Consider the following 19,563-nt stretch of genomic DNA (forward strand, 5'->3'; position numbering starts at 1 on the left):
GACTCAGTATAAGAGTAAGTAGAGGTGGGGGGTTATGACAAGGTGCAGTGATACTAGATAAAATAAAAGCGAGCAGGTCACCCCACTCGCTTTCATCAACAGCTTGTTCCTTTTGCTACCAATCTAATGGCAACTCAAAGGTTGGCAGCATTACATCATGCCGCCCATGCCGCCCATACCACCCATGCCGCCAGCGCCCATATCACCGCCTTTGTCATCACGTGGCAGGTCAGTGATCATGCACTCGGTGGTGATCATCAGACCAGCAATAGAGGCTGCGTACTGCAGAGCAGAACGAGTCACTTTAGTTGGATCCAAGATACCCATCGCGATCATGTCGCCGTATTCTTCGGTATAAGCGTTGTAGCCGTAGCTACCTGAACCCGCTTTAACGTTGTTCGCGATAACAGAGGCTTCTTCACCGGCGTTAACCACGATCTGACGCAGTGGAGATTCCATCGCACGCAGAGCAACTTTGATACCGACGTTCTGATCTTCGTTATCGCCTTTCAGACCAGATTTAGTGATAGCAGATGCAGCACGAATCAGTGCAACACCACCACCAGCCACTACGCCTTCTTCTACTGCCGCACGGGTTGCGTGCAGAGCATCTTCAACGCGCGCTTTCTTCTCTTTCATTTCAACTTCAGTTGCGGCACCCACTTTGATAACGGCAACGCCGCCAGCCAGTTTAGCGACACGCTCTTGCAGTTTTTCTTTGTCGTAGTCAGAAGTCGCATCTTCAATTTGCTGACGGATCTGAGTAACACGACCCTGGATTGCCGCTTCATCGCCTACGCCATCGATGATGATAGTGGTGTCTTTATTGATAACAACGCGTTTTGCCTGACCCAGATCTTCCAGAGTGGTTTTTTCCAGTTCCAGACCGATCTCTTCAGAGATAACAGTACCGCTAGTCAGTGTCGCGATGTCTTGCAGCATAGCTTTACGACGGTCGCCGAAGCCTGGTGCTTTAACCGCTGCAACTTTAACAATACCGCGCATGGTGTTAACCACCAGAGTCGCCAGGGCTTCGCCTTCAACGTCTTCTGCGATGATCAGCAGTGGTTTACCGGCTTTCGCTACGGCTTCCAGCACTGGTAGCATTTCACGGATGTTAGAGATTTTCTTGTCAGCCAGCAGGATGAATGGGCTTTCAAGTTCAATAGAACCAGTTTCTGGTTTATTGATGAAGTAAGGAGACAGGTAGCCACGGTCGAACTGCATACCTTCTACTACGTCCAGCTCGTCTTGCAGGCCTGAACCTTCTTCAACGGTGATAACGCCTTCTTTACCGACTTTTTCCATCGCTTGAGCGATAAGCTCACCTACGGTGGAGTCAGAGTTGGCAGAGATAGTCCCTACCTGAGCGATAGCTTTAGAGTCAGAGCAAGGTACAGACAGTTTTTTCAGCTCTTCAACCGCAGCGATAACTGCTTTGTCGATACCGCGCTTCAGATCCATTGGGTTCATGCCGGCCGCAACTGCTTTCAGGCCTTCAGTGATAATGGATTGAGCCAATACTGTTGCAGTAGTGGTACCGTCACCCGCCGCGTCATTCGCTTTAGAGGCAACTTCTTTAACCATCTGTGCACCCATGTTCTCAAACTTGTCTTCCAGTTCGATCTCACGCGCAACTGAAACACCATCTTTGGTGATAGTTGGAGAGCCGAAAGACTTGTCCAGAACTACGTTACGGCCTTTCGGGCCCAGGGTCACTTTCACTGCATCAGCAAGGATGTTTACGCCGCGTAGCATTTTGATGCGTGCGTCGTTACCGAATTTTACGTCTTTAGCTGCCATTGGTATTTCCCTTAACTCGTTCAGTTCAGAAGATTAGAGAGCGTGAATTACGCTTCAACAATTGCCAGAATGTCACTTTCGGACATGATCAACACTTCTTCATGGTCGATCTTCTCTGACTTCACGCCGTAACCATCGTTGAAAATAACGATGTCGCCTACTTTCACATCCAGCGGTTTGATTTCACCGTTATCCAGGATGCGACCATTGCCGACTGCCAGAACTTCACCACGAGTAGATTTACCCGCTGCAGTGCCAGTCAGAACGATGCCGCCAGCAGATTTAGATTCAACTTCTTTGCGCTTGACGATAACGCGGTCATGCAATGGACGAATTTTCATTGATAGCTCTCCTATGAGAAGGTCCGTATCAGATTTAGGATTAATATCGGCACGCCTTCATAACCGATACCGTGACATTCTAAGTGGGGGCACCCTCTCATCCCTTCAAGGGAGACGACAAAAAAAATTTCACTTTTTTTCACCCTGAGCAGGAAGATTCTCATCCTCCTCGTTGCCTACCCGACAAAGAAAGTCTGTAATTTACTTTATAAATTTATGATTAATAAACAAGCTATTAGATAAAAACCACCGCTTACTTATCATCTTTGAAACGATTATCTGTAGGTTTATCATCCTCATCAGAGCGATGTTCTACTGTGAAACTGTCGTCAGCTTTGCGCTGAAACTCGCCATCAAAGGTATTGCCACCACCCATAGGGCCAGAACCATTGTGAGTAAAACCACCACGATAAATATTCAGATGCGGCATCAGTTTTAGCGTTAAAGATTTCTGAATCGGCGGCAATAACAGCAGTAAGCCGAGGAAATCAGTGAAGAAACCAGGGATCAACAGCAAGAAGCCAGCCAAAACCAGCGACACACTTTTAATCATCTCTGCCGCCGGGCTTTCACCGGCAGCCAGTTTTTGCTGCATCTGCATAAAGGTTTTTATCCCCTGGTTACGCACCAGAGAGATCCCCACACAGGAGCTAAGGATCACCAGCAGCAGTGTAACCAACACACCCAATACGGCTGCGACTTTAATAAATATCGATATTTCTATGTATGCCAATAAAAATATCAGCGCTAACGGTAACCAACGCACCGCACTCTCCTTATTCCGATCATTCAGTATCCCTCATCAGGTAAACCTGCCTGACAGATACCATGAAAACCTTGACCCGGCTGTTGCTGACACGCCCCTTTCCCTCTGTTAGCAGATTTCAGCATCAGCTCCCCCTTCAACGTGGGTCGACTACAGTAAAATGGTGATGGTTGGCTCGATTTTCAAGTTGCTGCCATACTTTTATTACTAATTAATCTAACTGTGAGAAGAATCACAGATATCAGATCATCTCGATTAAATCCGACCATATAGTGATCTCAGTTCAAGGCTTTTTGTCGCTAAGCAGCATATGATCCTGTTAGCAAGAAGATGAGTGGTTAATCTTTCCGCACTAAAGGTTCATTGCGGCATCATATTGCTCACGGCGGCATTATTAAATTAACAAATACAAAACAAGACAGCACAATAGAGAAGGTTCTCATGTCAAATAACATTCGTATTGAAGAAGACCTGTTAGGTACACGAGAAGTCCCCGCAGAGGCTTACTACGGTGTTCACACCCTGCGTGCGATTGAAAACTTCTATATCAGTAACAGCAAAATTAGTGATGTTCCCGAATTTGTACGCGGCATGGTTATGGTAAAAAAAGCCGCAGCAATGGCGAACAAAGAGCTACACACTATCCCACGCAAAATCGCGGATATCATTATTCAGGCATGTGATGAAGTTCTGGATAAAGGCAAGTGCATGGATCAGTTCCCGGTTGACGTGTTCCAAGGCGGCGCCGGTACCTCTTTAAACATGAACACCAACGAAGTTCTGGCCAATATCGGTCTGGAGCTGATGGGTCACCAGAAGGGAGAGTATCAATACCTTAACCCTAACGACCATCTGAATAAATGCCAGTCCACCAACGATGCCTACCCTACCGGTTTCCGCATTGCGGTGTATGCCTCCATTATGAAGTTGATCGACGCGATCAATCAGTTAAAAGAAGGTTTTGAAAGAAAATCCAAAGAATTCGAAAAAATCCTGAAAATGGGCCGTACCCAGTTGCAGGACGCAGTACCAATGACGCTGGGCCAGGAGTTCAAAGCCTTTGCGATATTATTAAAAGAAGAAACCAAGAACCTGCAACGTACCGCTGAATTGCTGCTAGAAGTTAACCTGGGTGCAACTGCGATTGGTACTGCGCTGAACACACCAGAAGGCTACTCACAGTTAGCAATAAAGAAATTATCTGAAATCAGTGGCTTGGCTTGTGTTCCGGCTGAAGACTTGATCGAAGCTACTTCTGACTGTGGTGCTTACGTCATGGTGCACAGTGCGCTGAAACGCCTGGCTGTTAAGATGTCAAAAATCTGTAACGACTTGCGTTTACTGTCATCTGGCCCACGTACTGGCCTGAATGAAATCAACCTGCCAGAATTACAGGCTGGTTCTTCAATTATGCCTGCCAAAGTTAACCCGGTTATCCCTGAAGTCGTTAACCAGGTTTGTTTTAAGGTGATCGGTAACGACACTTGCATTACTATGGCCGCCGAAGCGGGTCAACTCCAGTTGAACGTTATGGAGCCAGTGATTGGTCAGGCCATGTTTGAGTCTATCCATATCCTGACAAACGCCTGTTATAACCTGTTGGAAAAATGTATTAACGGTATTACTGCCAACAAAGAGGTCTGCGAACGCTACGTCTTTAACTCCATCGGTATCGTCACTTATCTCAACCCATTCATTGGCCACCATAATGGTGACATCGTGGGTAAAATCTGTGCGGAAACCGGTAAAAATGTGCGGGAAGTTGTTCTGGAACGCGGCTTGTTGACTGAAGCCGAGCTGGACGACATTTTCTCTGTTGAGAACCTGATGCATCCGGCTTATAAAGCGAAACGTTATACCGATGAAAATGAACAATAATATAATCATCCGGTAGCCCTGAAAGGCACGCATGCTCCTCTGGACAGCGTGCCTTTCTACTTTCTGGCGAACACAATTCTTTAACTTTTCATTACTAATTAAAACAAGTTGTTCCCAATTTTAAATAAGGAGTAAACACTATGATAGCCGTAGAATTAGTCATCGTTCTGCTGGCCATTTTTTTAGGGGCCAGGTTAGGTGGTATCGGTATTGGTTTTGCAGGCGGCATCGGTGTTCTGGTTTTAGCCATTATTGGCGTTAAACCCGGTAGCATTCCGTTCGATGTTATCTCAATTATTATGGCCGTTATTGCTGCAATCTCTGCGATGCAGGTAGCGGGCGGTATGGATTATCTGGTGCAGCAAACTGAAAAGTTACTGCGTAAGAATCCAAAACACATCACCATTCTGGCACCGCTGGTCACTTATTTTCTGACCATCTTTGCTGGGACCGGTAACATTTCTCTTTCAGCTCTGCCCGTGATTGCAGAAGTGGCGAAAGAGCAAGGCATCAAACCTTGCCGCCCTCTGTCCACAGCAGTGGTTTCCGCACAGATAGCCATTACTGCCTCACCGATTTCAGCGGCGGTGGTTTACATGTCTTCCGTTATGGAAGGTCATGGCGTTAGCTATCTGCATCTGCTGATGATCGTCATCCCCTCTACCCTGTGTGCGGTGCTGGTGATGTCGCTGATCGTATCCTTGTGCTTTAACTCTAAATTGTCTGATGACCCTATCTATATCAAACGTTTAGAAGAAGGTTTGGTAACACTGCGTGGCGATACTGTAAAAGTAATCAAACCACGGGCTAAAACGTCAGTGCTACTGTTCCTGGCGGGCGTTCTTTGTGTGGTTGCCTACGCGATTATCAACAGCCCGAGTGTCGGTCTGGTTGCAACTCCGCTGATGAATACCACTAACGCTATCCTGATCATCATGCTGAGTGTGGCAACCGTCACTACGCTGGTTTGCTCGGTTGATACCGATGCAGTCCTGAACTCCAGCACTTTCAAAGCCGGTATGAGCGCTTGTATCTGTATTCTGGGTGTAGCCTGGTTAGGTGATACCTTTGTACAGCACAACCTGGAGTGGATTAAAGAAACTGCGGGTAGCCTGATTCAAGCTCACTCATGGTTGCTGGCCGTTATCTTCTTCTTCTGTTCTGCATTGTTGTACTCTCAGGCTGCAACTGCCAAGGCATTGATGCCAATGGCAATGGCCCTGAACGTGTCACCACTGGCCGCCATCGCTTCTTTCGCGGCGGTGTCTGGTCTGTTTATTCTGCCTACCTACCCAACATTGGTAGCAGCAGTACAAATGGATGATACAGGTACTACGCGTATTGGTCGTTTCGTGTTTAACCATCCATTCTTCATCCCTGGTACCATCGGGGTGGCGCTGGCCGTGTGCTTCGGCTTTGTGATGGGTAGTCTGGTTCTGTAAGCGTTTTGGTGGGGCGCAATTTATTTGCGCCCCCACTCACATCAACAATCCTCTTCTACAACACTCATTTGCCACTTTCATCGAATCCATCTCACCGTTACATAAATCATCTTCTGACCTGCCCGCGCTTCGCGCTATAGTGTCCAGGCAAGTATTCAGGTAACGCGTATATACAGCACGTTACGCTCCGCTTCGTCATATAAGCCGCGCAACCGATGAGGTTAAGATGTCTGATTGTGATGCAATTGTGGTATTGTGCACCGCCCCTGATGAAGCCAGCGCGCAAGATTTAGCCGCGCAGGTTCTGGGTGAGAAATTGGCCGCCTGTGCCACGCTGTTGCCCGGTGCAACCTCGATTTACTACTGGGAAGGTAAGCTCCAGCAAGAGTATGAAGTGCAACTCTTGTTTAAGAGCGATACAGATCATCAGCAAGCCCTTCTCAGTTACATCAAACAACATCACCCCTACCAGACGCCAGAATTACTGGTGTTACCGGTACAGGGCGGAGATAAAGATTACCTGTCATGGCTCAACGCTTCATTACTCTGATTCTGCTGCTGTGTAGCGCTTTACTCGTACCGCACAGCGCACAGGCCTCACTATTTGGTGAGAGTTCCTCCTTTGGCCAAAAAAGCAGCCAGAGCCGGTTCATACCGGTCGATAAGGCGTTTGCCTTTGATTTTCGCCAACAAGGCGACCAGCTCACACTGAGTTGGCAGATTCATCCCGACTATTATCTGTATCGCCAGCAAATAAAAATTGAGCCACAGCACGCCACTCTAGGGGAATTTACTCTGCCAGAGGGTATTGCACATCATGATGAGTTCTACGGTGAAGTGGCGATTTTCAAACAGCAGCTTGTGCTGAAAATCCCTATTTCGCAGGCTGCGGAAGGCGCGAGTGTCAGCGTCACTTATCAGGGCTGTGCCGCCGCCGGTTTCTGTTACCCGCCAGAAGTACGGGTGGTGCCGCTTAATGCCATCATCGCTAGCTCAGCCGCTACCGTTAACCCGCAGGGCGCGGCACAACCCACCCACGATAGCGCGCCTGTACCGGCTGAATTACCCTTCTCACCACTGTGGGCGCTGTTAATTGGTATCGGTATCGCCTTTACCCCCTGTGTGTTGCCCATGTACCCGCTAATTTCCGCCATTATTCTTGGCCGCGAAAAGCCCCACAGCCAGCGGCGAATATTGATACTGGCAGTGGTATATGTGCAAGGCATGGCGTTGACGTATACCTTGCTCGGTTTAGTGGTAGCGGCGGCTGGCTTACAATTTCAGGCCGCGCTACAACATCCGTATGTGTTGATTGGGTTATCGGTGCTGTTCGTATTATTGGCGCTATCGATGTTTGGCCTCTATTCGCTGCAACTGCCCTCGTCACTGCAAACCCGGCTGGTACAGTGGAGTAGCAGCCAACGTGGCGGTTCGCTGGCCGGTGTCTTTGCCATGGGTGCACTGGCGGGCCTGATTTGCTCTCCGTGCACCACCGCGCCCCTCAGCGCCATTCTGCTGTATATCGCGCAAAGCGGAAATATGCTGGCCGGTGGCGGTACGTTGTATTTATATGCGTTAGGTATGGGGATTCCACTGGTAGTTGTGACGCTGTTTGGCAACAAGCTGATCCCGCGTAGCGGCCCGTGGATGCAATATGTCAAAGAAGCTTTCGGCTTTGTGATTCTGGCGCTGCCGGTATTTCTGCTAGAAAGGGTCTTGGGTGATGTCTGGGGCTTGCGTTTATGGAGCCTGCTGGCCATCGCCTTCTTCGGTTGGGCATTTGTACTCAGCCTTAAAACCCATTCTGGCTGGGCACGGGCCTTACAATTGCTGCTGTTGGCGGCGCTATTAATCGCTGCCCGCCCGTTACAGGATTGGGCTTTTAATGGCAACACGCAGCAGATTGAAATCAAACACTTAAGCTTCCAACCGGTGGCTAATTTGCCACAATTACAGGCTGCATTAGCGCAAGCACAGGGCAAGCCGGTGATGCTGGATCTGTATGCAGACTGGTGCGTGGCCTGTAAAGAGTTTGAGAAATATACCTTCAGTGATAGCCATGTTCAGCGCCAGCTCGCGGATACCGTGCTCATTCAGGCTGATGTCACCAGCAACAGCGCCGAACATGCGGCGATGTTGAAAGAACTCAAGGTGTTGGGTTTGCCAACTATTCTGTTTTTTGATGCGCAGGGTAAAGAGGTTCCCGCCGCCAGAGTGACCGGTTTTATGAACGCCACTGAGTTCTTAGCACATTTGCAGCAAACCATGCCGCGCTAAACCCTGCCGCGCTAAACCATGCGAATGGTCTGGCGCGGTAGGTTATCAATTACTGCACGGTAGCCGCATCAGATAAGCGTTTTTTCATCTGACTATATTGTTGCTCAACATAGTGCTCCGCCGCGTTTTGATCACTAATCGCCTCAACCTTGACGGCACAATGCTTGAACTCCGGTGTTTTTGACACCGGATCAACATGATCCACCGTCAACTCATTGCAAGCACCAATCCACCACTGATAGGTCATATACACCGCCCCCAGGTTGGCTCGATCGGTGACACTGGCGCGGGCGATCACTTTGCCACGCCGCGAGGAGATCCAGATCAGTGCTTGATCAACCACACCGAGCTGGCTGGCATCCTCTGGGTGTATTTGTACATAGCCAGGCTCATCTGCCAGAATCTTCAATGTGGCGCAGTTACCGGTCATCGAGCGGCAACTGTAGTGCCCCACTTCCCGCACGGTGCAAAGTGCCAGTGGGTAATCAGGGTTAGTCTGCTCATGTGGCGGTTGCCATGGCGCACAACTGAGTAAGCCTTTACCGTCCTCAGTAGCAAACTGACTATCGGTATAGAGATACGGCGTTCCGGGGTGATCTTCTGTCGGACAAGGCCATTGTACATAACCCAAACCGGCCATTTTCTCGTAAGTTGCGCCAGCGAATGGTGGGCACAGGCTACGCATTTCATCCCAAATTTGGCGGGTGTTTTGATATGCCATTGGGTAACCCATTGCCGTCGATATCAGGCTAATGATTTCCCAGTCAGGCTTCACATCGCCTTTCGGCTCAATGGCTTTGTTAAAATGCTGGAAGCCACGATCGGCGCTGGTATAAACCCCTTCATGTTCACCCCACGAGGTCGCCGGGAGTACCACATCCGCCAATTCAGCGGTTTTAGTCATGAAGATATCCTGCACCACCACCAACTCTAATGCCTCGAACGCGGCGCGCATTGCGGCCAAATCAGGTTCGGTCTGGATCGGATCTTCACCAAACACGTAATAGGCTTTCAACTTGCCCTCTGCAACTTTATGCGGCACATCGGTAATCGAGTAACCAATATGCGCGGGTAATTCAGGCACTCCCCAGGCAGCAGCGAAGCGGTTTCTGGCCTCATCATCAGTCACTTTCTCATAACCGGGGAAGGTATTGGGCAGCACCCCCATATCACACGCGCCCTGCACATTATTTTGCCGCGTACCGGCCCGACGCCAACATTTGGCCGCCCCAGATTACCGGTTAATAACGCCAGCGAAGACAAACCCTTAACCACATCGACTGCCTGCCCCCATTGGGTAACCCCCATGCCCCACAAGATAGTGGCAGTAGGGGCGGCAGCATAAGTGCGCATTGCCTGTCGTACCGCAGATGCAGGTAAGCCGGTAATGTGTTCAACGTCTTCCGGGCGGTAATCTGCCACTCCCGCTTGCAGTTCTTCAAAGCCGCGCGTATGCGCACGGACATAATTAGCGTCGTACAGTTTTTCTTCAATCAGCACATAGATAAAAGCATTCACCAGCGCCATATTCGCGCCATTTTTCAGCGCCAACCATTGATCGGCAATGCGAGCAGTTTCAATATGTCGAGGATCGCAAACGATCAGTTTAGCGCCTTTGCTTTTGGCCTTGAGGATCCGTCTGGCAACTATCGGATGAGAGTCAGCCGCGTTATAACCAAACACCAACACACAGTCGGTATTTTCAATCTCACCAATCGAGTTACTCATCGCCCCATTGCCCAGCGTTTGCTGCAATCCGGCCACCGAGGGGCCATGACACAAGCGAGCGCAGCAATCGATATTGTTGGTGCCGATGGCTGCACGCGCAAACTTCTGCATCACATAGTTAGCCTCATTGCCCGGCCCTCTTGAGGAGCCAGTCATCATGATGGCATCTGGGCCATGGCGTTTTTTTATTGCTTTGAGTTTGGTGGTAATAAAGGCAATGGCGTCCTGCCAGCTCACCCGCTGAAACGCCTCACCCCGCTTACGCCGCAATAATGGTGCGGTCAGTCGTGGAGTTAGCAACCGGGTATCGTTGAGGAAGTCCCAGCCATAGTAGCCTTTCAGGCATAGCTCCCCCTGATTTGTGACGCCATTGGCCGGTTGTGCGCCAACAATTTCGCCATCCTCAACCAATAGGTTTAACTTGCATCCAGAACCGCAATAAGGGCAGACCGTGAGGATCTTTTCCATTTTCTTATCCTTATAACCACAAACGTTACCGGACGATGCCCGGTGCAGCGCCACGAGCAGCGCGCAATTGTCTGTCCCGTTGTAGCGTTTCCAACGCCATCGGCGTCACCAATTTCAATGCTTTGGTTGGGCAGACTTCAATACAGGCCGGGCCTGCCTCACGGGAATGGCATAAATCACACTTATGCGCTTGCGCTCGCACCATTGAGTCATGGCTTGTCTGCTCAACCATATTCATCGCCCCAAACGGGCAGACCAGCATGCAAGTTTTGCAGCCAATACAGTGAGAGGCCATTACCTGAACGCCATGACTGCCAGTGACGATAGCGCCGTTCGGACAGGAGTTTTCACAGGGCGCATCTTCACATTGATGGCACAAGATTGGGGTGCTGACGGCAAAGCTTTTCATTACGCTCAAGCGCGGATGGAACTGCTCTGGCGTAATGGTGCTGGCGTTATTATCGGTGCTGTGCGCCACCACACAGGCAATTTCACAGGTGCGGCAACCAATGCACTGCGTCATATCGGCGATTACAAATCGGTTCATCTTCTCTCCTGGCCGCCGCGGTTATAAAACATTGAGATAATAAGCAATGCTTTCGGCTGCTTTGCGCCCCTCGGCAATGGCCGTGACAATCAGATCTGCACCACGCACAATGTCACCGCCCGCAAAGATCTTTGGATTACTGGTTTGATACGGGTAACCGGAAATCGTCGGTGCGACCACTCGCCCCTGCTTATCCAGCACCACATTGTGTTCCGCCAACCACGACATACGGTGCGGGCTAAAACCAAAGGCCATAATTACGGCATCGGCTGGAATAATGTGCTCGGAGCCGGCGATGGGGCGGGCCTGTCGCCGCCCTTTAGCATCGGCCTGACCCATTTCAGTGCGCACCATTTTGATGCCGGTGACCTGCCCTTGTTCATCCACCTCAATCCTTTGTGGTTGAAGATTGAACATAAATTCGGCCCCTTCTTCGCGCGCGTTTTTCACCTCTCGCTTGGAGCCAGGCATGTTCTTTTCATCACGGCGGTAAGCACAAATCACGCTGCTAGCGCCATGGCGCAATGAAGTACGCACGCAGTCCATCGCGGTATCGCCGCCGCCTAAAACCACCACCCGTTGGTTTTCCATGCTGACATAAGGGTGAGCACTACTGCCTGTGTACCCCATCAGATGTTGGGTATTGCCAATCAGGAATGGCAAAGCATCGTAAACCCCTTGAGCATCCTCATTTTCCAGCCCGGAGCGCATCGAGCGATATGTTCCCACACCGAGGAATAGAGCATCGAAATCACTGAGCAGGCTCTCCATGGTGATATCCCGCCCAATCTCGGTATTTAGGCAGAACTCGACCCCCATCTCGCTAAAAATCTCACGTCGACGGGTCATCACACCTTTATCTAATTTGAATGCCGGAATACCAAAGGTTAACAACCCACCGATTTCGGAATAACGATCAAACACCACCGGCGTAATACCGTTACGGACCAGAATATCCGCACACCCTAACCCCGCAGGCCCTGCGCCGATAATAGCAACACGTTTACCTGTGGGTTTGACTTGCGACATATCAGGCCGCCAGCCAGTGGCTAATGCCGTTTCCGTAATATGCCGTTCAATCTGGCCAATCGTTACTGCACCATCGTGGTCGTTTAAAGTACAAGCTTGTTCACACAAGCGGTCCTGCGGACAAACTCGGCCACAGATCTCTGGCAAGCTACTGGTTTGGTGGGATAACTCTGCCGCTTCATGAATACGCCCCTGATAAGCCAATGAAATCCATTTCGGGATAGCGTTATGTAGCGGGCAGGTCCACTGGCAAATAGTCTTATCGCCGCAATTCAAACAACGTTCGGCCTGCTCATGGATTTGGCCTTCGGTGAACGGCAGATAGATCTCGGCAAAACTTGCTTTACGCTCCGCCAGTGGGATTTTTTTCGGCTCGAGACGTGGAGTTCGTGGCCGCTGCAATAAATTAACCGGTGCCGCATCACGAATATTTTTGCTCAATGGACTGAATGAGTGCGCCGCGCCAGCAGAGGTCGCACTGCTGAACAAACGACCATTGTGCTCATTCAATGCGGTGCGCTGGCGTTTTTGCTGTTGTTGCCGGAGCAGATAATGTTGATCGACCAGTGTCAGTGCCTGCGTCGGACACGTTTTGATGCAAGCAGGGCCATCAGGCTGGTCAATACAAAGGTCGCATTTCTGTGCTTCAGTACGTTGATAGGCATCAGCCAGGCGATGACTTGCGGGTTGCACGGTCTCGGTAACGACCGTCATCATGCCAAACGGGCAAGCGATCATGCAGGTTTTGCAGCCGATACATTTCTCCTGAATAACCTGAACGCTGTTATTCAACTCAACAATGGCACCATTCGGGCAGGTGCTGGCACAGGGGGCATCTTCGCAATGGTGACAAAAGACCGCAGTGGCACTTTGGTTACCTTTAAAGACTTTCACTCGAGGCGTGAAATAGTCAGGCTTATCAGGGAACTTCCCTTCATGGTGAGCGACTACACAAGCAACTTCGCAGCTCCGACAACCAATACAACTTTCGGCGTCAGCAACAATAAATGGATTCATCTTATTTTTCCCAGAAGTCACGCCATTGCCAGATAAATAATTATTATTTGCAACAACTATTCACAACTCTATCAACTCATTAACCTTACAAACATAGTGTCTATAATATTGTATTATTACAATTAATTTTTAATGCAAAAGAATCGTGCCATTGCTGATATTTCGGGATAATTAAATAGGCAAATGCACGAAGATAAAGAGTAATAAATCGCGGTAAGAATCGATTAAGCGCAGTTATTTACCCCAATTATTTACAATAATAAAGAGATTTAACTCGCACAATGTTAATTTGATGTTTATTTAATCCATCTGGATACTAAAGACAACTTTGATCCAGATCAGTTTATTATCATAATGCAAAATAACTTTATTGAAATATAGCCAATAAAATTGCGGCGCTGCAAGACAACTCGCACCGTTGCGGCCTCAGGCAGAAGGCGTATTTGTGATGATAACCCCACTTAGCTGTACAGCCACACAACAATTAAATAATTTAACCGCATTTTTTTGGGCCGATGCACAATGCGAATTATTTCTCTGCTCCATATAATGTATCTGGCGCTAACGAAGACATTTATGAAAATTGATTATTTTATTTATATGACACCAAATAAAAAATAGGTTATTGCATCTCATTCATGATGAATTTAAATGCGGCAACCTAAATAATGATTATAGAGGGTATAAAAATGAGTCTGGAAGCCGCTGTGACTGAAAAACGGACCCACGTCCGTTATATAATACTATTAATTATCTTTATTGTGACTGCAATTAACTATGCTGACCGGGCAACATTGTCAATTGCAGGCACTGAAGTAGCAAAAGAATTACAATTAGATGCCGTGGCAATGGGTTATATCTTCTCAGCCTTTGGCTGGGCTTACCTGTTAATGCAAATACCGGGGGGTTGGCTGCTGGACCGCTATGGCTCCAAGCGGGTCTACACCTATAGCCTGTTCTTCTGGTCGCTATTTACCTTTACGCAAGGGTTTGTCGACATGTTCCCGATAGCGTATGCCGCTATCTCCATGTTTATCATGCGCTTTATGTTAGGCTTCTCTGAAGCACCTTCTTTCCCGGCTAACGCCAGAATTGTTGCGGCCTGGTTCCCCACCAAAGAAAGGGGGACTGCTTCAGCTATTTTTAACTCTGCACAATACTTCTCCTTAGCACTCTTCTCTCCATTATTAGGTTATTTAACCTTTGCCTGGGGCTGGCAGCATGTGTTTACCGTCATGGGCGGGCTAGGTTTCGTGTTAACCATTGCCTGGGTTAAATTTATTCATAACCCGACCGATCACCCTGGTATGTCTGCATCTGAACTTGAATACATAAAACAAGGTGGTGCGGTTGTCGATATGGACCACAAAAAACCCGATGGTCATAAAAGCGGCCCTAAATTAGATTATCTGAAGCAATTATTGGCTAGCCGAATGATGCTGGGTGTCTTTTTTGGTCAATACTTTATTAATACGATCACCTGGTTCTTCCTGACGTGGTTCCCCATTTATTTAGTACAAGATAAAGGGATGTCTATTTTAAAAGTGGGGATGGTCGCCTCTATCCCGGCATTATGCGGATTTGCTGGCGGTGTATTAGGTGGCGTATTCTCTGATTCACTCATTAAACGTGGTCATTCCCTGACTTTTGCCCGTAAAGTTCCTATCGTGTTAGGCATGTTATTGGCATCAAGCATCATTCTGTGTAACTACGTCGATAGCGACGTGGTAGTGGTCGCACTAATGGCATTGGCCTTCTTTGGCAAAGGTTTTGGCGCATTGGGTTGGCCGGTTATTGCGGATACGGCACCAAAAGAGATTGTTGGCTTGTGTGGCGGGTTATTTAACGTATTTGGCAACGTCGCCTCTATTGTTACGCCGCTGGTTATCGGTTATCTGGTGAAAGAATTACACTCCTTTAATGCTGCCTTAATCTTTGTTGGATGTTCTGCCATTATGGCCATGTTCTGTTACTTATTTGTTGTCGGCGATATCAAACGCCTGGAATTGAAAACATCTTAATAGGCTTAAAATATGATGAGCATATGTAACAACCCACTTTATATTAAAGTACAGGACGCGGATAACGTTGCCATTGTGGTTAATAACAATGGGCTTTGTGCTGGCACCCGGTTTAAATGTGGCCTTGAACTTATTGAGCATGTGCCACAAGGCCATAAAGTGGCTTTGGTTGATATTCCTAAAGGCGGCCCAATTATTCGTTATGCTGAAGTGATTGGTCTGGCAGTGCGGGATATTGCTCGTGGCGGCTGGATAGATGAATCGTTAGTTGAATTACCTGCTGCACCGGCACTGGAAACCTTACCCCTTGCCACCGCAGTCCCCGAGGCCTTACCACCACTGGAAGGTTATACCTTCGAGGGCTATCGCAACGCTGACGGCAGTGTGGGGACCAAAAACCTACTCGCGATTACCACCAGCGTACATTGCGTGGCTGGCGTGGTGGATTATGTCGTCAATATCATTGAACGCACCCTACTTCCCAAGTATCCCAATGTCGATGGCGTAGTTGCACTGAATCACTTATATGGCTGTGGAGTGGCAATTAATGCTCCGGCAGCGGTAGTGCCCATCCGCACGATTCATAATTTGGCCCTTAACCCTAATTTTGGTGGCGAAGTGATGGTCGTCGGCCTCGGTTGTGAAAAACTCCAACCTGAGCGGCTGCTGGAAGGGACACCTGACGTGCAGGTTATCTCACTGGATGAAAGCAATATCGTGCGCTTGCAGGATGAGAAACACGTCGGCTTCCGTTCCATGGTCGATGACATTCTGCAAGTGGCGGAAAAGCACCTGCAACGCCTGAATATGCGCCAACGTGAAACCTGCCCGGCCTCTGAATTGGTGGTCGGTATGCAATGCGGCGGCAGTGACGCTTTTTCTGGCGTAACCGCCAACCCTGCGGTGGGTTATGCTTCGGACTTACTGGTGCGTTGCGGCGCAACAGTCATGTTTTCTGAAGTCACGGAAGTACGTGATGCTATCCATCTGTTAACTCCCAGGGCGATTAATGAGGAGGTTGGCAGAAGGTTACTGGAAGAGATGAAATGGTACGACGACTATCTCGAAACCGGCAAAACCGATCGTAGCGCCAACCCCTCACCAGGGAATAAAAAGGGCGGCTTAGCAAACGTAGTGGAAAAAGCGCTCGGTTCCATCGCCAAATCTGGCCGCAGCGCCATTGTGGAAGTGCTCTCTCCGGGGCAGCGCCCCACCAAGCGTGGGCTGATTTTTGCAGCCACCCCAGCCAGTGATTTTGTCTGCGGCACGCAACAACTGGCATCGGGTATTACCGTTCAGGTATTTACCACCGGGCGCGGCACCCCTTATGGTCTGGCGGCAGTACCGGTAATCAAAATGGCAACCCGCACCGATCTGGCTAACCGCTGGCATGACCTGATGGATATCGACGCCGGAACCATTGCGACAGGCGATGCCACTATTGAAGAGGTTGGTCAGCAATTATTTGAATTTATTCTGGATATTGCCAGTGACCGCAAACGGACGTGGTCCGATCAATGGGGGTTGCGCAATGCCTTGGCGGTGTTTAATCCGGCACCAGTGACCTAAGTATCAGCGATATCATCAGGCCGGGTGACACTCACTCGGCCTGCCCTTCTTACTATCACCGCTACCTTACTATCACCTCAACCTTACTATCACCTCAACCTTACTATCACCTCTACTCCTGCTCGCCCAATTGAAGCGCCACATACAGCAGCAAGCGATCATCAAAGTTCGCTAAATCCAAACCGGTCAGCTCGGAAATACGATTCAGCCGATACTCCAAAGTATTGCGATGAATAAATAACGCTTTAGCCGTAGCCGTTGGCTGCACGTTATTACGGAACCAGCAGGCCAGCGTGCGCCGCAACAGACCGTTACTGTCCATCGCCCGTAATTTAGCCAGTGGTAAGGCTAATTCATTGGCCTGCCAGCCGCCACGCAAACTATCAAGCAATACCGGTAACACCAAATCCTGATAGTAGTAGCAACGCTGCTCCGGCATCCGTTGTTTACCTACTGCCATAGTAGTACGAGCGGTACGGTATGAACGCGCAATGCTACCCGGCCCGGTAAAGAAGTTGCCAAGCGACAGGCGTACCCGCAAACGGCCCCGCTCAGTCATACGCGACAACAAAGACTCCATACGCCGCCGGTGATCAATAGCATCCCAGCGGCCGTGGCTATTCAGCGCCGGTTTAAGCACCACCATTTCAGTCAGGGATACAATCGCAATCAGATTATTACGCTCCGGCGTCGTCAACAGGGTTTGCAACTCTTGTAATTCCGACATAGCACTGTCAACACTCAACTGGCCGCTGTCCACATCTACCACGGCCACGACGCGCGGTTCATTGATATCTACCCCAAGGCGCTGTGCCCATTCCATCAGTGCCGGTGATATCTCTTCAGTGCGGATCAAGTTCAATACCAACTCTTCGCGCAGACGGCTATCCTGTGCTAACAGGTGCACCAGTCGCGCCTGCTCCATCATCATCTCTGCCGCCATGCACACCAGTTCGCCGTATTGGCGTAACTGCCCCGGATTGCCGGTTAGGCCAATCACACCCACGATTTCACCCTCAAGGCGCAATGGCAGGTTGATCCCTGGTTTCACGCCGTGCAACTGGCGAGCAACAGCTTCATCGATATCGACGATCCGGCCATGAGACAGCGACAAGAGCGCCCCTTCATGCAATTCGCCAAGGCGCTCTTCATCGCCACTACCAATGATCCGACCTTTACCATCCATCACATTAATATTGGTATCAATGATCTTCATGGTACGGGTAACAATATCCTGGGCTAGCCGGGGGTCAAGATTATATACACTCATGAATGGGCCTCAGTCTGGGCTGATGCACCAGCATATGTACTCTGTAAAGGGAATACATTGGACAAACGCCCAATTCATACCACAAAGGAAGAGAGTTGAGGGACAGGTCACATAAATGGTAGAGCCGGTGACGTTTTACTGGAAAGGTTGAGCGCTAGCGAGGAAATCAGGGCCAATCGATCGTTAGCCCTGATAGAGATTTAGCGAGGTGCGGTTCTGATTCAAAACATGTTATTTACTTTCTTGCGATGACTGACCAACAGCCATCCCTATCGCCAGCGTGGCGGCTATATTACGGGCGGTCATAAACACATTGGCTGCCGCATTGTCCAGCGCCTGCTCCAGAGTACAGATACTGTAGATCACACTGAATACCGCATCTAAACCATGCTCATACACCACATCAACATCGTCTGTCAGGCTACCGGCAATACCAATCACTGGCTTGTTATAACGTTTGGCAACTCTTGCGACACCGATCGGCACTTTGCCATGAATAGTTTGGCTATCAATGCGCCCTTCGCCGGTAATGACAAACGTCGCGTCCCTAACCAAGGCGTCCAGACCAAGAGCATCGGTGACAATATCAATACCTGGGCTTAAGGTTGCACCGCAAAATGCCAGTAATGCCGCACCTAACCCCCCCGCCGCGCCAGCGCCTTCAACCTGGTCAACATCAATATCAAGATAACGTTTAATGATCCCCGCATAATGCTGTAAACCATCATCCAGTTGGCTAACCATCTCAGGAGTAGCGCCTTTCTGCCGCCCGAAAATAGCCGATGCCCCTTCACTACCGGTCAGCGGATTAGTGACATCACAAGCAACATCGATTTGGCACTGCTTAATACGCGGATCCAGCCCTGAGATATCAATAACATCCAGCTCAGCCAGCTTCCCGCCGCCAAAGCCAATCTGTTTACCCTGCTTGTCCAGCAGTTTGACCCCCAGCGCTTGTACCATACCCGCACCGCCATCATTGGTAGCACTGCCGCCGATACCGATAATAATATGTTTAACGCCCTGATCCAGCGCATGACAAATCAATTCGCCGGTGCCGTAGGAGGTGGTTTTCAGTGGGTTGCGCAGTTCTGGCGGAACCAGCTCTAGCCCACTGGCGGCCGCCATTTCAATAAAGGCCGATTTATCATCACCGGATATCCCGTAAAAAGCCGCCACTTCGTCACCTAACGGACCAGTCACATTAACTTGAATAATCCGGCCCGCAGTGGCTGCGACCATGGCCTCGACGGTGCCTTCGCCACCATCAGCAACGGGCAATTTGATATATTGCGCATCAGGGAATTGGGTGCGAAAACCCGCTTCAATCTGCACCGCAACGTCTAGGGCAGATAAACTTTCTTTATAAGAGTCTGGGGCGATAACTATTTTCATAAATGATTCAAT

General features: G+C 49.5%; 13 protein-coding genes and 1 pseudogene. 6 read left to right on the forward strand and 8 right to left on the reverse strand.

The genetic code is table 11. From position 1 onward, the window contains the following. Window positions 1-150: 150 nt before the first annotated feature. The 3 genes from groL to EL015_RS19400 form a co-directional block, all read right to left on the reverse strand. Complete coding sequence (gene groL / locus EL015_RS19390) at window positions 151-1,803, reverse strand: chaperonin GroEL (protein WP_005187431.1); 1,653 nt, start codon at window positions 1,801-1,803, stop codon at window positions 151-153. A gap of 47 nt (window positions 1,804-1,850) precedes the next feature. Further along, the gene (locus EL015_RS19395) at window positions 1,851-2,144 is read right to left on the reverse strand and encodes a co-chaperone GroES (RefSeq protein WP_004391824.1); all 294 of its coding nucleotides are present in this window, start codon (window positions 2,142-2,144) and stop codon (window positions 1,851-1,853) included. A gap of 253 nt (window positions 2,145-2,397) precedes the next feature. Then, window positions 2,398-2,910, reverse strand: a complete 513-nt coding sequence (locus tag EL015_RS19400; RefSeq protein WP_005187427.1) for an FxsA family protein — start codon at window positions 2,908-2,910, stop codon at window positions 2,398-2,400. Window positions 2,911-3,351: 441 nt separating this feature from the next. Here EL015_RS19400 and aspA point away from each other — a divergent pair, with 441 nt between their 5' ends. The 4 genes from aspA to EL015_RS19420 all read left to right on the forward strand — a co-directional run bounded on the left by aspA (window position 3,352) and on the right by EL015_RS19420 (window position 8,507). Beyond that, on the forward strand, window positions 3,352-4,788 hold the full coding sequence (gene aspA / locus EL015_RS19405) for an aspartate ammonia-lyase (protein WP_005187411.1): 1,437 nt from the start codon (window positions 3,352-3,354) through the stop codon (window positions 4,786-4,788). 140 nt (window positions 4,789-4,928) lie between these two features. Further along, complete coding sequence (locus EL015_RS19410; protein ID WP_005187407.1) at window positions 4,929-6,230, forward strand: anaerobic C4-dicarboxylate transporter; 1,302 nt, start codon at window positions 4,929-4,931, stop codon at window positions 6,228-6,230. Window positions 6,231-6,456: 226 nt separating this feature from the next. Next, complete coding sequence (cutA, locus tag EL015_RS19415) at window positions 6,457-6,780, forward strand: divalent cation tolerance protein CutA (RefSeq protein WP_005187404.1); 324 nt, start codon at window positions 6,457-6,459, stop codon at window positions 6,778-6,780. Next, window positions 6,756-8,507 (forward strand): protein-disulfide reductase DsbD, encoded by a 1,752-nt coding sequence (locus EL015_RS19420; protein WP_032906817.1) that lies wholly within the window; start codon window positions 6,756-6,758, stop codon window positions 8,505-8,507. Before cutA ends, EL015_RS19420 begins: the two co-directional genes overlap by 25 nt. Before the next feature lie 49 nt (window positions 8,508-8,556). On the opposite strand, the pseudogene fdhF reads toward EL015_RS19420, so the two are convergent. From fdhF to aegA, 3 genes and pseudogenes are all read right to left on the reverse strand, one after another. After that, window positions 8,557-10,703 (reverse strand): annotated as a pseudogene (fdhF, locus tag EL015_RS19425) (formate dehydrogenase subunit alpha). A 25-nt stretch (window positions 10,704-10,728) separates the two neighbouring features. Then, window positions 10,729-11,250, reverse strand: a complete 522-nt coding sequence (locus EL015_RS19430) for a 4Fe-4S dicluster domain-containing protein (protein ID WP_005187390.1) — start codon at window positions 11,248-11,250, stop codon at window positions 10,729-10,731. A gap of 21 nt (window positions 11,251-11,271) precedes the next feature. Continuing rightward, window positions 11,272-13,296 (reverse strand): formate-dependent uric acid utilization protein AegA, encoded by a 2,025-nt coding sequence (gene aegA, locus EL015_RS19435; protein WP_005187388.1) that lies wholly within the window; start codon window positions 13,294-13,296, stop codon window positions 11,272-11,274. Window positions 13,297-13,985: 689 nt separating this feature from the next. Here aegA and EL015_RS19440 point away from each other — a divergent pair. Together EL015_RS19440 and garD are read left to right on the forward strand one after the other, a co-directional pair. Further along, window positions 13,986-15,317, forward strand: a complete 1,332-nt coding sequence (locus EL015_RS19440) for an MFS transporter (RefSeq protein ID WP_005187385.1) — start codon at window positions 13,986-13,988, stop codon at window positions 15,315-15,317. A gap of 12 nt (window positions 15,318-15,329) precedes the next feature. Next, window positions 15,330-16,886 (forward strand): galactarate dehydratase, encoded by a 1,557-nt coding sequence (gene garD, locus EL015_RS19445; RefSeq protein WP_005187382.1) that lies wholly within the window; start codon window positions 15,330-15,332, stop codon window positions 16,884-16,886. Window positions 16,887-16,998: 112 nt separating this feature from the next. On the opposite strand, the gene EL015_RS19450 is transcribed toward garD, so the two are convergent. Beyond that, on the reverse strand, window positions 16,999-18,156 hold the full coding sequence (locus tag EL015_RS19450; RefSeq protein WP_005187379.1) for a CdaR family transcriptional regulator: 1,158 nt from the start codon (window positions 18,154-18,156) through the stop codon (window positions 16,999-17,001). 231 nt (window positions 18,157-18,387) lie between these two features. Beyond that, complete coding sequence (locus EL015_RS19455; protein WP_032906816.1) at window positions 18,388-19,551, reverse strand: glycerate kinase; 1,164 nt, start codon at window positions 19,549-19,551, stop codon at window positions 18,388-18,390. Window positions 19,552-19,563: the final 12 nt, after the last annotated feature.

Source organism: Yersinia intermedia (genome assembly GCF_900635455.1).
Lineage (GTDB): Bacteria > Pseudomonadota > Gammaproteobacteria > Enterobacterales > Enterobacteriaceae > Yersinia > Yersinia intermedia.

Excerpts from the sequence above, each read along its gene's own strand:
- groL (WP_005187431.1), bottom strand. The coding sequence starts at position 1,803 with ATGGCAGCTAAAGACGTAAAATTCGGTAACGACGCACGCATCAAAATG.
- EL015_RS19395 (WP_004391824.1), bottom strand. The coding sequence starts at position 2,144 with ATGAAAATTCGTCCATTGCATGACCGCGTTATCGTCAAGCGCAAAGAA.
- aspA (WP_005187411.1), top strand. The coding sequence starts at position 3,352 with ATGTCAAATAACATTCGTATTGAAGAAGACCTGTTAGGTACACGAGAA.
- EL015_RS19410 (WP_005187407.1), top strand. The coding sequence starts at position 4,929 with ATGATAGCCGTAGAATTAGTCATCGTTCTGCTGGCCATTTTTTTAGGG.
- cutA (WP_005187404.1), top strand. The coding sequence starts at position 6,457 with ATGTCTGATTGTGATGCAATTGTGGTATTGTGCACCGCCCCTGATGAA.
- EL015_RS19420 (WP_032906817.1), top strand. The coding sequence starts at position 6,756 with ATGGCTCAACGCTTCATTACTCTGATTCTGCTGCTGTGTAGCGCTTTA.
- EL015_RS19430 (WP_005187390.1), bottom strand. The coding sequence starts at position 11,250 with ATGAACCGATTTGTAATCGCCGATATGACGCAGTGCATTGGTTGCCGC.
- aegA (WP_005187388.1), bottom strand. The coding sequence starts at position 13,296 with ATGAATCCATTTATTGTTGCTGACGCCGAAAGTTGTATTGGTTGTCGG.
- EL015_RS19440 (WP_005187385.1), top strand. The coding sequence starts at position 13,986 with ATGAGTCTGGAAGCCGCTGTGACTGAAAAACGGACCCACGTCCGTTAT.
- garD (WP_005187382.1), top strand. The coding sequence starts at position 15,330 with ATGATGAGCATATGTAACAACCCACTTTATATTAAAGTACAGGACGCG.
- EL015_RS19450 (WP_005187379.1), bottom strand. The coding sequence starts at position 18,156 with ATGAGTGTATATAATCTTGACCCCCGGCTAGCCCAGGATATTGTTACC.
- EL015_RS19455 (WP_032906816.1), bottom strand. The coding sequence starts at position 19,551 with ATGAAAATAGTTATCGCCCCAGACTCTTATAAAGAAAGTTTATCTGCC.